The following is a 12,538-nucleotide window of genomic DNA, read 5'->3' on the forward strand; positions in this document are numbered from 1 at the left end:
ACGCTGCGACGGAAGGTCGGCGCCGCTTGTGCGGCGCTCAAGGTGGATGCTCAGGGCAGTTGCAGACCGCCTGCGGCCTTGTGCAGCGAACGCAAATGATCGCCGATCAGGCGGGTATTGGCTTCGACCGCCGAGATTTCCTTGGCCCGGTCCGGCGAGAGCAGGGCGCGTACTTCCTTGTCCAGGTTGGTGCTCAAGCGCAGCAACTGGGCCTGGCGCTCGCCGGCGGTCTTCTCCAGGTAGGCGCGTTCGGCCGGCTGCGGCAGGCCGTAACCCTGGGTGCCGAGCAGTTCTGCGGGGCGGCTGAGGAAGCCGCTGTTGGCCAGCATCTGTTGCAGCACGTCGTTGGCGTTGTCGACCGAGCCGTCCTTCGACGTGCTGGCGTTGAGGTAGCGCTGCTTGACCTCGTCCTGGGCCAGCAGCAGCTGGCGGCGCAGGCTGGCCTGCTCGAGCAGCAACAGGGCCGCGCTGGTACGCAGGTCGGCCTTGGGGAACCAGGCACGGCGTTTTTCGGCATCCTGGGCCAGCCAGTCCTCGACGTTCTTCTGCGGCACCGGCAGCTGTTTGCGCAGCACTTCGAACATGGCTTGGAAACGGTCGCGGTAGGAGTCGAAGCGATAGCCCAGACGCAGGGCGCGGCGCGGATCGTCGAGCACGCTGGTATCGGCCAGGCCACGGCCCTTGAGCACTTCCAGCAAGCCGTTGGGCATGATGCTGTCCAAGTCGTTGAAACGTGGATTGCCAGTGCCGCTACGTAGCAGCTTGAGCGACTCCACAGCGCAGTTGTTGGACAGGAAGTAATAGTTGCCGTCGTAGCTCCAGTGCATCTCGGCGGCCTGACGTACCACGTTTTCCACCTCTGTGCGGCTCAGCTTCAAGGGCACGGAGGCCAGGCTGCGCAGTTCGGTCTTAGTGTATTCGTCGATCACCTGGCCCAGCGGCAGCACGAACAGCCGCGACGGGTAGTTGCCGACCAGGCCGTCCCAGCTCGACAGCTGCACGTCGTTGACGAAGGCGCGGTACGACAGCACCAAGTGTTGGTCGAGGTCCAGCCGGCAATCCGGACCGCGTGGCCGGCCCGGGGCGCAGATGACCAGGCGCAGCATGCTGTGGCCCCAGCGGCTGACCCAGTTCTGGTTGGCCTCGGCCAGCAGGTAGTCGACTTCGTAGACGCGCTCGGGGTCGATCTCGCCCAGAGGCTGGCGGGCGAAGTCGTTGCCGGCGTTGATGAAGGGCAGGCTCTTGGCGCAGGTGTCCTGCTCAGGCGCCCAGCCGAAGTGCTCGCGCAGGTACTGGTTCAGGGCCGGGCGGCGGCAGCCGTAGCTAGGGTCGAGGAGGAAGTACTCCATGTTCACCGCCACGAACTCCTTCGGGCTGCTCAGTTCGTAGGCATCCGGGCTGCGCACGTTCTGGCCGTTCCTGTGCTCGCGCTCGCCGCGGCGGCCGACGTACTGCTGCCAGCCGGCAAGGTCGAGCAGGCGCGGGTCGTCGCTCAAGGTGAAGCGGCGCTCGGTCTGGCCGCGGCATTGCTCGGGCAGGCCGATCTTGCCCAGGCTGCCGAGCTGGCGTTGGCAGCGGTTGAGCAGCGGGCGTTCGGCGGCCGACCACAAGCGTGCGCGGTCGTAGATATGGGTGAGTTCGTGCAGCACGGTGGCCAGCAGCTCCTCGCGCACCGTACCGTGCGGGCGCTGGGTCTTCTGCGTGGCGGCGCTGCCGTCGACCAGGCCGGGCAACAGGCGCTGGTTCAGATCGAGGGTGTCGACCAACGAGGCCTGACCATAGGCATCGGCCGGCATGCTCACGCTCCAGCTGACGCGCACACGGCGGTCGAGTTGCTCCTTGAAGCGCGGCGGCAGCTTGCTCATGGCTTCGTCGAGCAGGGTCTGGGTGGCCTGGCGCTGCGCGGCATCGAGGCCGGTGTCTTGCAACTCCAGACGTAGATCGGCCAGTACGGGCGTGCCCAGTAACGTCAGTGCGCAACCGAGAAGCCAGGCACGCACGCCCTTCACAGTGCCAGGATGGCTTCTGCGAGCGCCTGGTCGCTGGCTCCGCGTGCCTCGGGCAGGCGTTCGCGCAAGGTGCCGAAGGCGGCTTCGAGCTGGGCGCCGCGGATGTCGCCATTGGTGGCGACGAAGCTGGCAGCGTCGTCATGGGCCTCGCGTACGATTTTGGAGTCGCGGATCGAGGTGGTGGTGTCGGAGGTGAAGTCGATCGAACGGCCGAAGGCGCGGACGATGATGTTGCTGGTGGCCACCAGCGTTTGGGCCTGGGCCAGGTCGGCCAGCAGGAACAGCCCCAGGGTGGCGGCGATCAGCGGTTTACGCATGGAGCATCTCCAGAAAATACGGTGGCATCGAGGATGGGGCATTGGACGAGGATTGCGCGCGCCAGTTCAAGGTCGTCGGCAGATTGTGCGGGCCGGGCCTGGCGCAACGCCAGCAGTGCTGCTTCGAGGCGCGCGCCGCGTATCCGTCCGGCACTGGCGACGAACGCCGCAGCATCGTCACGGGCTTCGGACAGCAGCTTGCGGTCGAAGGGTGCGGTGGTCAGTTGGCTCGTGCCGTAGCTGCCGATCACCAGCCCTTGGGTAGTGGTATCGAAGGCGAAGGCCTGGGGCAGGGCCAGTAGACAGGTCAAGGCAAACGGATAACGCATGGGCGCTCTGGGTGGCGGCGGTTGAGCGGGCGCGGCCGGTCCGCCGCACTGGTTTTAGCCAGCGCGGCGATGGCGGCGTTACAGCGCGAGGATGGCCTGGGCCAATTGCGCGTCGCTGGCCTGCAGGCTGGGCGCCTGCTGACGGATGAAGCTGAACGCGCTTTCCAGTTTCGCTCCGCGGATCTCGCCTTGGCTGCCGACGAAACTGGCGGCATCGTCACGGGCGGCTCGAACGATCTTGTTGTCGCGCAGCGAAGAAGAGGCGTCGGACGTGGCATGGGTGGAGGCGGCGATGCCGTCGACCACGGCGTCGGTAGTGACGATGAAGCTGGAGGCATGGGCAGTGCCGGCCAGGGTGAGCAACAGCGCAGCGCCGAGCAGCGTTTTACGGGACATGGGAAGAGACTCCTGACTAAGTCGAAGATCGATCTGCGTATCGGACGCTCGCAGTGGCCGTTAGGGTACGTCTGCCACAAGGCTTTCTGGCAGAGGCGCAACGGCAACATAGCACGTGGAGTTATTTCCAGATGTAAGTTATCTAGAACTGTACCTGCATAAAATTGGTTTCAGGAAACTGTACTTGTCTTGGCTCTGATCTTCCCAGTTCGGCTCTTGGAATGAAAAAACCCGTCGCAGTTCCCTGCGACGGGTTTTCAGAAGCGCTGCCGGCAAGCCGGCCAGCCGGGGCTCAACGCCAGAACGGCTTGCCCAGCTCTTCATAACGTTGCGACTCGCTAATACCAGCATCGGCCAGCAGGCGCGCGTCGAGACGGGCCAGTTGGCGACGGCTGGACAGACGGCGCTGCCACAACATCAGGGTAGAAAAAGCACGCAGCGGCAGCGAGGCCTGGGCGTTGGAGGATTGTTCGAAAGCCAGATCGGAACTGAGTGTACGTTCCATGATGTCGTCCTTCCGCTTATGGCGGGATTAGATAGTGATTAACTGGTGCCAATCATCCTCCTCCCGTGTCCAGAACAGTAGGTACAGTTCATGGGTATTGCGTACGTTCAGTTAACTGTGAAATGCGGCTGTTGCACCTGAAAACGGCAAAACTGTACTGGTCTGCACTAATTAAGTGCAAAATCATCTTCACCGTTCGTTGTTGATGGCGCTAATCACTGGATTGATAAGTACAGTAGAACAGTTTCATGGAGTTTGCAGCGTACAGTACACGCACAAAAATAAAACCCGCCAAACACGCCGTTTCAGGATCCGGCATGTCAGGCGGGTCCGCTTTCTCGAGGGTGCCTACACCGCCAGCATGCGCCCCCCCTCCTCGAGGTTTTCATGCCAGCTCAACGCCTCGCGCAGAATGTGCGGCGTGTGCCCACCGCGCTCGCAGGCACGGGTGAAGTAGTCGTCGAGGGCAGCGCGGTAGTCCGGGTGCACGCAGTTGTCGATGATGACCCGTGCCCGCTCGCGCGGCGCCAGGCCGCGAAGGTCGGCCAGGCCTTGTTCGGTGACCAGAATGTCGACGTCGTGCTCGGTGTGGTCGACATGGCTGACCATCGGCACCACGCTGGAAATGGCGCCGCCTTTGGCGATCGACTTGGTGACGAAAATGGCCAGGTGCGCATTGCGGGCGAAGTCGCCCGAGCCGCCGATGCCGTTCATCATTCGCGTGCCGCACACGTGGGTGGAGTTGACGTTGCCATAGATGTCGAACTCCAGCGCCGTGTTGATTCCGATGATGCCCAGGCGCCGCACCACTTCCGGATGGTTGGAGATCTCCTGCGGGCGCAGCACCAGCTTGTCCTTGTAGCGCTCCAGGTTGCCGAACACATCCGCGTTGCGTCGTTCGGACAGGGTGATGGAACTGCCGGAGGCGAAGCTCAGCTTGCCGGCATCGATAAGGTCGAAGGTAGAGTCCTGCAGTACTTCGGAATACATGGTCAAGTCTTCGAAGGGCGAGTCGATCAGGCCGCACATCACGGCGTTGGCGATGCTGCCGATGCCGGCCTGCAACGGGCCAAGACGGTTGCTCATACGCCCGGCGTCCACTTCCTGTTTGAGGAAGGCGATCAGGTGATCGGCGATGCCCTGGGTTTCGTGGTCCGGCGGCAGCACGGTGGACGGCGAGTCGGGCTGGTCGCTGATGACGATGCCGACGATCTTCGCGGGGTCGATGGGGATGGCGCGGCTGCCGATGCGGTCGTCGACCTTGACCAGCGGAATCGGCGTACGGGTGGGCCGATAGGTCGGGATATAGATGTCGTGCAGGCCTTCCAGGTTTGGATTGTGCGACAGATTGATCTCGACGATCACACGCTTGGCGAAAATGGCGAAGCTGGCCGAGTTGCCCACTGAGGTGGTCGGCACGATATGCCCCTGCTCGGTGATCGCCACCGCCTCGATGACGGCGATGTCCGGCAGCTTGAGTTGCTGGTTGCGCAGTTGCTCCACGGTTTCCGACAGGTGCTGGTCGATGAACATGACTTTGCCGTCGTTGATCGCGCGGCGCAGCGTGCTGTCGACCTGGAAGGGCATGCGCCGGGCCAGCACGCCGGCCTCGGTGAGTTGCTTGTCGAGGTCGTTGCCCAGGCTGGCGCCGGTCATCAGGCTGATCTGCAACGGCGATTGGCGCGCGCGCTCGGCCAGCGCATGGGGCACGGCCTTGGCCTCACCGGCGCGGGTGAAGCCGCTCATACCGACGGTCATGCCGTCTTCGATCAGGCCAGCGGCGTCGGCTGCACTCATTACTTTGCCGTGCAGGGAGGACAAGCGAATACGATCACGGTACATGGGTTTTTTCTCAGGCTACTCAAGCAAGATGCGCAGTCTAGTGCGTTCGCCGAGTGCCGTCCCACGACCAAGGTCTATGAAAGGTGGGGTTTTGGGAGCTGTTCGTCAGATGAAGCCTCCGTCCCACCGCTTTGCGCAAAAGGGCGGATATGCCGGTGGAAACGCCGCAGGCTGCGATACGACCGACCGCGACCCGGCGCTGCTTCTCTTCTATATATAGAAGAGAAGCAGCCTGGGCTCACTCCACCGCCTTGACCATGTCCTCGATGACCTTCTTGGCATCGCCGAACACCATCATGGTCTTGTCCAGGTAGAACAGCTCGTTGTCCAGGCCCGCATAACCGCTGGCCATCGAGCGCTTGTTGACGATGATGGTCTTGGCCTTGTAGGCCTCCAGGATCGGCATGCCGGCGATCGGCGACTTCGGATCGGTCTTGGCCGAAGGGTTGACCACGTCATTGGCGCCCAGCACCAAAACCACGTCGGCCTGGCCGAACTCGGCGTTGATGTCCTCCATTTCGAACACCTGGTCGTACGGCACTTCGGCCTCGGCCAGCAGCACGTTCATGTGCCCTGGCATGCGACCGGCCACCGGGTGGATGGCGTATTTCACCGTCACGCCGTTGTGCACCAGCTTTTCGGTCAATTCCTTGAGCGCATGTTGGGCACGGGCCACGGCCAGGCCGTAGCCCGGTACGATGATCACGCTGTCGGCGTTGCTGAGCAGGAAGGTAGCGTCGTCGGCCGAACCCGATTTGACCGGGCGTTGCTCGCTGGAGCCCGCTGCAGCCGTGGTACCGGTATCGCCGCCGAAACCGCCGAGAATCACGTTGAAGAACGAACGGTTCATCGCCTTACACATGATGTACGACAGGATCGCCCCGGACGAGCCTACCAGGGAGCCGGCAATGATCAGCATCGAATTGTTCAGGGAGAAACCGATTCCGGCTGCCGCCCATCCCGAGTAGCTGTTGAGCATCGATACCACTACCGGCATATCGGCACCGCCGATGGGGATGATGATCAACACGCCCATGACGAAGGCCAGCGCCAGCATCAGGGTGAAGGCGCTGTAATGGCCGGTGAAGGTGAATACCAGGCCCAGCGCCAGTGTGGTCAGGCCCAGAATCAGGTTCAGCTTATGCTGGCCGACGAACTGTACCGGCGCACCTTGGAACAAGCGAAACTTGTACTTACCTGACAATTTCCCGAAGGCGATCACCGAACCGGAGAATGTCACGGCCCCGATGGCTGCGCCAAGGAACAGCTCCAGGCGGTTGCCGGTGGGAATCGGGTCGCTGATCGACGCGACGATGCCCATCGACTGCGGCTCGAGCACCGCCGCGATGGCGATGAACACCGCAGCCAGGCCGATCATGCTGTGCATGAAGGCGACCAGCTCGGGCATCTTGGTCATTTCCACGCGCTTGGCCATGACCGAGCCCGCCGTACCGCCGAGCAACAAGCCGACGAGCACATGACCGATGCCTGCGGTGACCCCGCTGTTGCCCAGAGAAAGTGCGCCCAGCTTGTAGATCAGGCCGACGGTGGTCAGGATCGCGATGCCCATGCCGAGCATGCCGAAGAAATTGCCCCGGCGTGAGGTGGTCGGGTGCGACAGCCCCTTGAGCGCTTGAATGAAGCAGATCGAGGCGAGCAGATAGAGAACGGTGACCAGGTTCATGCTCATGGTTGCGTGCGCCCCTCGGTTTTGACTTTCTTCTTGAACATTTCCAGCATGCGCCGGGTGACCAGAAAACCACCGAACACATTGACGGCCGCCAAGGCCACGGCCAGGGTGCCCATCACTTTGCCGGCCGGAGTCACGGTCAGTGCCGCGGCCAGCATGGCGCCGACGATGACGATGGCGGAAATGGCGTTGGTCACGGCCATCAAGGGGGTGTGCAGCGCCGGAGTGACGTTCCACACCACGTGGTAGCCCACGTAGATGGCCAGCACGAAGATGATCAGGTTGTAGATACCATCGGAAATCAGCATGTGTTCCATTGCCTTGCTCCTTAGCCGTTCTTGCGCACGACCTGGCCGTCGCGGCACATCAGGCATGCGGCGACGATGTCGTCTTCGAGGTTGATCACCAGGGCACCGTCCTTGTCGAACAGCAGCTTCATGAAATCCAGCAGGTTGCGGGCGTACAGCGCCGAGGCGTCGGCCGCTACCTGGGCGGGCAGGTTGGTCGGCCCGACGATGGTCACGCCGTTGGCGTCGATCACTTGATCGGCCACGGTCAGGGGACAGTTGCCGCCCTGTGCGGCCGCCAGGTCGATGACCACAGAGCCCGGCTTCATCTGTGCCACTGTGTCGGCGCCGAGCAAGGTCGGTGCCTTGCGTCCGGGGATCAGAGCGGTGGTGATGACGATATCGGCCTGTTTGGCGCGCTCGTGCACGGCCTGGGCCTGGCGCTGCATCCAACTGGCGGGCATGGGGCGGGCATAGCCACCCACGCCTTGGGCGCAATCGCGCTCCTCATCGGTCTCGAACGGCACGTCGAGAAACTTCGCGCCCAGGGATTCGATCTGTTCCTTGACCGCAGGGCGTACGTCGGACGCTTCGATCACCGCACCCAGCCGCTTGGCCGTGGCGATCGCCTGCAAGCCGGCGACACCGGCGCCGAGGATCAGCACACGCGCAGCTTTCACCGTGCCAGCGGCTGTCATGAGCATGGGCATGAAGCGCGGATAGTGGTGAGCGGCGAGCATGACTGACTTGTAGCCGGCAATGTTGGCTTGCGAAGACAACACATCCAGGCTCTGCGCCCGCGAGGTGCGCGGCGCGGCCTCCAGGGCGAAAGCGGTGATGCCTTGCGCGGCCATCTTGGCGATCAGCTCGTCATTGAACGGGTCGAGCATGCCGACCAGCAGCGTACCGCTGCCGATCTGTGCCAGTTCCTGATCGCTCGGGGCGACCACCTTGAGCACCAGTTGCGCGCCGAACGCATCGCCGGCAGTGCCCAGGGACGCGCCTATGGCCTCATAGGCACTGTCCTGGATACTGGCCTTGAGACCGGCACCACGCTGGACGGTGACCCGATGGCCTTGGGCGATCAGTTTTTTGAGGGTTTCCGGGATGGCGGCGACGCGCGTCTCGCCCGAATGCGTCTCGAGAGGGATACCAATATGCAAGGCATGTCTCCTGCAGTGACCTTGATCTTGTTCGAAGCCAGCCCACTGCGATTGGTGTGGCTGGGGTGTCCATTGGCCGTTACACCGCCGAATCCGGGGCGGGCGAAGCATTTTGCAGAGGTCGCGGCAGGCCTTCAACCGGTTTTGGAGTGAGACCATATCAAAACTACAAGTCAGGCTGTGACCGTATGTCGCATCTTGTAGCACGCGTACCAGTAGCGGCAGGCGTTTCAGAGAATACGTCGTAAAACAGGGCATAACCGAGAAAAAATCTGCTTTCAGTCAAAGATTTCAAAAAAAATTATCAGCTAACGCTATCGGCCTGTCAGTTTTTGACCGATCGGGCTCTGCATAAATAATTTCTTAGAGGCGACATAAGCGTACATATGTAGGTTTAAATATATTTTGACTACGAGGTTAGCTTTCTTCTCGAGTGTTACCGCAAGCCACGTATTGCTTGGCGTTGTCGACCAGCCACCGACGAAACGCGCCGAGCGATTCGGAGGCCACCTTGCGCTCGGGAATCATTAGATAGTAGGCCTTGTCGCTGGTCAGAACATGCCTGTGAGCGACCACCAACCTACCCTCCAACAACTCTCGCTGGATGAGAAAAGGCGGAATCAGCGCAATGCCCATCTGGTGCATGGCCGCCTGGGCCAGCATGGAAAACAATTCGTAACGCGGGCCGGCCAGATCCTGGGCGATGCTCAAGCCCAGCGAGCCGAACCACTGCCGCCAGGCGTAGGGGCGGGTGGTCTGTTGCAGCAGGGGCAGGGCGGCGATCTGCTCGGCTGACAGCGTGTCCTGGCAGCCGAGCAGATCGGGGCTGCATACCGGCAGCGGGTTTTCGCTCATCAACCGGTGTGCCTGGGTACCTGGCCAGTCGGCGTCGCCAAAATAAATGGCGGCGTCGAACGTGGTGTCGGCGAACAGGAAGGGGCGGGTGCGGTTTGTGAGGTTGACGGTGATCTGCGGGTGCTCGGACTGGAAATCCTTCAGCCGCGGCAGTAGCCATTGCGTACCGAAGGTCGGCACCACGGCCAGCTCGATCACGCTCGCGCCCTGCTGACGCATGACCGACAACGTGTCGCGCTCGACCGCATCCAGCTGCGTCGCGACTTGGCGACTGTACGACAGGCCGGCCTCGCTGAGCTTCACGCCGCGCTGCGAGCGTCGGAACAGTTCGACGTTCAAGAGCGCCTCCAGCCCGGCGATCTGTCGGCAGACGGCGCCTTGGGTCAGGGACAGCTCCTGAGCCGCCTTGGTAAAGCTCTCGTGGCGCGCAGCGGCTTCGAAGCAGATCAGTGCGGTGGTACTGGGGATGGTACGTCGCATGTACGTTGGGCTCACTCTCTAGAAGCGCTTATGGATGAAAATTTCGATTTCCGAAGTGAGAAATTAGCACTGATGGGTGTGTATTCGTGGTTTGTCGGATGGGCCGATCGGGCCTAGCATCCATCCACTTCAACACTTTTCTCACACCTGAGGATTTCGCCCATGGCCGACAAGGCGCATTTCAACTGGATCGATCCGTTGCTGCTCGACCAGCAGCTCACCGAAGAAGAGCGCATGGTGCGTGACAGCGCCTTCCAGTTCGCCCAGGACAAGCTGGCGCCACGCGTGATCGAAGCCTTCCGCCACGAACGGACCGATGTTGCGATCTTCCGGGAGATGGGCGAAATCGGCCTGCTCGGCGCGATGATTCCGCAAGCCTACGGCGGCAGCGGCCTCAACTACGTGTGCTATGGCCTGATCGCCCGGGAGGTGGAGCGCATCGACTCGGGCTATCGCTCGATGATGAGCGTGCAGTCATCCCTGGTGATGGTGCCGATCAACGAATTCGGCAGCGAAGCGCAGAAGCAGAAATACCTGCCCAAGCTGGCGAGCGGGGAGTGGATCGGCTGCTTCGGCCTGACCGAGCCCAACCATGGGTCCGACCCAGGCGCCATGATCACTCGGGCGCGCAAGGTCGACGGCGGCTATCGCTTGAGCGGCGCGAAGATGTGGATCACCAATAGCCCCATCGCCGACGTGTTCGTGGTCTGGGCCAAGGACGATGAGGGCGATATCCGCGGTTTCGTTCTGGAAAAGGGCTGGGAGGGGCTAAGCGCTCCAGCGATTCACGGCAAGGTCGGGCTGCGCGCGTCCATCACCGGTGAGATCGTCATGGACAACGTCTTCGTGCCCGAAGAGAACCGTTTTCCCGAAGTGCGCGGCCTCAAAGGTCCGTTCACCTGTCTCAATTCCGCGCGCTATGGCATTTCCTGGGGTGCACTGGGGGCGGCGGAGGCGTGCTGGCACACCGCTCGCCAATACACCCTCGACCGTCAGCAGTTCGGCCGGCCCTTGGCGGCCAACCAGCTGATCCAGAAGAAGCTGGCCGATATGCAGACCGAGATCACCCTGGGGTTGCAGGGTTGTCTTCGTTTGGGGCGAATGAAGGATGAGGGTACGGCGGCGGCGGAGATCACCTCGATTATGAAGCGCAACTCCTGCGGCAAGGCGCTGGACATCGCACGGCTGGCGCGCGACATGCTCGGCGGCAATGGCATTTCGGACGAGTTCGGCGTGGCCCGTCATCTGGTCAATCTGGAGGTGGTCAACACCTATGAAGGCACCCATGACATCCATGCGCTGATCTTGGGAAGGGCGCAGACCGGTATTCAGGCGTTCTATTGATAGAGGAGCGGATATGGGCGCGCTATCGCATGTACGGGTGCTGGACCTGTCGCGGGTATTGGCCGGGCCGTGGGCTGGGCAGATCCTCGCCGACCTTGGCGCAGACGTCATCAAGGTGGAGCGGCCAGGCAAGGGTGACGACACCCGTGCCTGGGGGCCGCCCTTCCTACAGAGCGCCAACGGACGCAGCACGGGCGAGGCGTCCTATTACCTTGCGGCCAACCGCAACAAGCGTTCGGTGACCATCGACTTCACCCAGGCGAAAGGTCAGGCGCTGGTGCGGGCCTTGGCGGCCGAGTCGGATATCGTCATCGAAAACTTCAAGGTCGGCGGGCTGGCAGCCTATGGACTGGACTACGAAAGCCTCAAAGCGATCAATCCCAAGCTCATCTATTGCTCCATTACTGGGTTCGGCCAGACCGGGCCCTATGCCAAGCGCGCGGGATACGACTTCATGATCCAGGGCTTGGGTGGGTTGATGAGCCTGACCGGACGGCCGCAGAGTGAAGCCGGTGCGGGGCCGGTGAAGGTGGGGGTGGCATTGACCGATATTCTTACGGGACTCTACTCGACGTCTGCGATCCTGGCCGCCCTGGCCCACCGTGAACGGACCGGAGCCGGTCAGTGCATCGACATGGCGCTGCTCGACGTACAGGTCGCGTGCCTGGCCAACCAGGCCATGAACTACCTGACCACGGGCAATGCGCCACAACGCTTGGGTAATGCCCACCCGAACATCGTTCCTTATCAGGACTTTCCTACGGCCGATGGTGATTTCATCCTGACGGTGGGCAACGACGGGCAGTTCCGCAAGTTCGCCGAGGTGGCAGGGCAGCCGCAGTGGGCCGATGACCCACGGTTCCACAGCAATGCCTTGCGCGTTGCTCATCGCGCTGAGCTGATCCCGCTGATTCGGCAGGTGACGGTGTTCAAGACCACGGCGCAGTGGGTAGAGCAGTTGGAGCGTGCGGGGGTGCCCTGTGGGCCGATCAATGACCTGGACGGGGTATTCAAAGATCCGCAGGTGATTGCGCGTGGGCTGGCCATGAGTCTGCCCCATGCGCTGGGTGGAGTGGTGCCGCAGGTGGCCAGCCCGATTCGCTTGTCCGAGACGCCGGTGGAATATCGCCGTGCACCCCCTTTGCTGGGTGAGCACACCGAGTCGGTGTTGAAGGACGTGCTTGGATTACACGAGGGCGAACTGGTCGAGCTCAGGGCGGCGGCTGTTATATAGGAGGGATTTAAGGCGTTGAAGGTAAAAGACATTTATTTCAAATAAGCGCTTGACGCCTCCTCAGATCTCTTTATACTGCGCACCACT

The 12,538-nt window shown here is 62.3% G+C and carries 12 protein-coding genes; 2 read left to right on the forward strand and 10 right to left on the reverse strand.

Annotation, left to right across the window (positions count from 1 at the left end; genetic code table 11):
• Nucleotides 1-50 precede the first annotated feature (50 nt).
• The 10 genes from AA0Z93_RS08210 to AA0Z93_RS08255 all read right to left on the reverse strand — a co-directional run bounded on the left by AA0Z93_RS08210 (nucleotide 51) and on the right by AA0Z93_RS08255 (nucleotide 9,873).
• Nucleotides 51-2,009 (reverse strand): DUF4105 domain-containing protein, encoded by a 1,959-nt coding sequence (locus tag AA0Z93_RS08210; protein WP_413045585.1) that lies wholly within the window; start codon nucleotides 2,007-2,009, stop codon nucleotides 51-53.
• Nucleotides 2,006-2,326, reverse strand: coding sequence for a DUF2388 domain-containing protein (locus AA0Z93_RS08215; protein WP_413045584.1), 321 nt, complete (start codon nucleotides 2,324-2,326; stop codon nucleotides 2,006-2,008). The genes AA0Z93_RS08210 and AA0Z93_RS08215 overlap by 4 nt, the downstream gene beginning before the upstream one ends.
• Nucleotides 2,311-2,655 carry a DUF2388 domain-containing protein gene (locus tag AA0Z93_RS08220; protein ID WP_413045583.1) on the reverse strand — a complete coding sequence of 115 codons (345 nt, stop codon included), beginning with the start codon at nucleotides 2,653-2,655 and terminating at the stop codon, nucleotides 2,311-2,313. Before AA0Z93_RS08220 ends, AA0Z93_RS08215 begins: the two co-directional genes overlap by 16 nt.
• 78 nt (nucleotides 2,656-2,733) lie before the next feature.
• Nucleotides 2,734-3,051 carry a DUF2388 domain-containing protein gene (locus AA0Z93_RS08225; RefSeq protein WP_413045582.1) on the reverse strand — a complete coding sequence of 106 codons (318 nt, stop codon included), beginning with the start codon at nucleotides 3,049-3,051 and terminating at the stop codon, nucleotides 2,734-2,736.
• A gap of 292 nt (nucleotides 3,052-3,343) precedes the next feature.
• Entirely contained in the window at nucleotides 3,344-3,556 is a 213-nt protein-coding gene (locus AA0Z93_RS08230) for a DUF1127 domain-containing protein (protein ID WP_296267266.1), read from the reverse strand.
• A gap of 348 nt (nucleotides 3,557-3,904) precedes the next feature.
• Complete coding sequence (locus AA0Z93_RS08235; RefSeq protein WP_413045581.1) at nucleotides 3,905-5,398, reverse strand: acetyl-CoA hydrolase/transferase family protein; 1,494 nt, start codon at nucleotides 5,396-5,398, stop codon at nucleotides 3,905-3,907.
• Between the two features lie 238 nt (nucleotides 5,399-5,636).
• On the reverse strand, nucleotides 5,637-7,088 hold the full coding sequence (locus tag AA0Z93_RS08240; protein ID WP_413045580.1) for an NAD(P)(+) transhydrogenase (Re/Si-specific) subunit beta: 1,452 nt from the start codon (nucleotides 7,086-7,088) through the stop codon (nucleotides 5,637-5,639).
• Nucleotides 7,085-7,405: an NAD(P) transhydrogenase subunit alpha gene (locus AA0Z93_RS08245; RefSeq protein WP_413045579.1), complete on the reverse strand. Its 321-nt coding sequence runs from the start codon at nucleotides 7,403-7,405 to the stop codon at nucleotides 7,085-7,087. Before AA0Z93_RS08245 ends, AA0Z93_RS08240 begins: the two co-directional genes overlap by 4 nt.
• Nucleotides 7,406-7,416: 11 nt before the next feature.
• Nucleotides 7,417-8,538 carry a Re/Si-specific NAD(P)(+) transhydrogenase subunit alpha gene (locus AA0Z93_RS08250; RefSeq protein WP_413045578.1) on the reverse strand — a complete coding sequence of 374 codons (1,122 nt, stop codon included), beginning with the start codon at nucleotides 8,536-8,538 and terminating at the stop codon, nucleotides 7,417-7,419.
• A gap of 417 nt (nucleotides 8,539-8,955) precedes the next feature.
• Entirely contained in the window at nucleotides 8,956-9,873 is a 918-nt protein-coding gene (locus AA0Z93_RS08255; RefSeq protein WP_413045577.1) for a LysR family transcriptional regulator, read from the reverse strand.
• A 162-nt stretch (nucleotides 9,874-10,035) separates the two neighbouring features.
• Between AA0Z93_RS08255 and AA0Z93_RS08260 the strand changes: the two genes are divergently transcribed.
• The gene (locus tag AA0Z93_RS08260) at nucleotides 10,036-11,217 is read left to right on the forward strand and encodes an acyl-CoA dehydrogenase (RefSeq protein ID WP_413045576.1); all 1,182 of its coding nucleotides are present in this window, start codon (nucleotides 10,036-10,038) and stop codon (nucleotides 11,215-11,217) included.
• 13 nt (nucleotides 11,218-11,230) lie between these two features.
• The gene (locus tag AA0Z93_RS08265) at nucleotides 11,231-12,451 is read left to right on the forward strand and encodes a CaiB/BaiF CoA transferase family protein (protein WP_413045575.1); all 1,221 of its coding nucleotides are present in this window, start codon (nucleotides 11,231-11,233) and stop codon (nucleotides 12,449-12,451) included.
• Nucleotides 12,452-12,538 lie beyond the last annotated feature (87 nt).

Origin of the sequence: Pseudomonas phoenicis (assembly GCF_047302395.1) — a bacterium.
Lineage (GTDB): Bacteria > Pseudomonadota > Gammaproteobacteria > Pseudomonadales > Pseudomonadaceae > Aquipseudomonas.

Excerpts from the sequence above, each read along its gene's own strand:
- AA0Z93_RS08215 (WP_413045584.1), bottom strand. The coding sequence starts at position 2,326 with ATGCGTAAACCGCTGATCGCCGCCACCCTGGGGCTGTTCCTGCTGGCC.
- AA0Z93_RS08220 (WP_413045583.1), bottom strand. The coding sequence starts at position 2,655 with ATGCGTTATCCGTTTGCCTTGACCTGTCTACTGGCCCTGCCCCAGGCC.
- AA0Z93_RS08225 (WP_413045582.1), bottom strand. The coding sequence starts at position 3,051 with ATGTCCCGTAAAACGCTGCTCGGCGCTGCGCTGTTGCTCACCCTGGCC.
- AA0Z93_RS08230 (WP_296267266.1), bottom strand. The coding sequence starts at position 3,556 with ATGGAACGTACACTCAGTTCCGATCTGGCTTTCGAACAATCCTCCAAC.
- AA0Z93_RS08235 (WP_413045581.1), bottom strand. The coding sequence starts at position 5,398 with ATGTACCGTGATCGTATTCGCTTGTCCTCCCTGCACGGCAAAGTAATG.
- AA0Z93_RS08240 (WP_413045580.1), bottom strand. The coding sequence starts at position 7,088 with ATGAGCATGAACCTGGTCACCGTTCTCTATCTGCTCGCCTCGATCTGC.
- AA0Z93_RS08245 (WP_413045579.1), bottom strand. The coding sequence starts at position 7,405 with ATGGAACACATGCTGATTTCCGATGGTATCTACAACCTGATCATCTTC.
- AA0Z93_RS08255 (WP_413045577.1), bottom strand. The coding sequence starts at position 9,873 with ATGCGACGTACCATCCCCAGTACCACCGCACTGATCTGCTTCGAAGCC.
- AA0Z93_RS08260 (WP_413045576.1), top strand. The coding sequence starts at position 10,036 with ATGGCCGACAAGGCGCATTTCAACTGGATCGATCCGTTGCTGCTCGAC.
- AA0Z93_RS08265 (WP_413045575.1), top strand. The coding sequence starts at position 11,231 with ATGGGCGCGCTATCGCATGTACGGGTGCTGGACCTGTCGCGGGTATTG.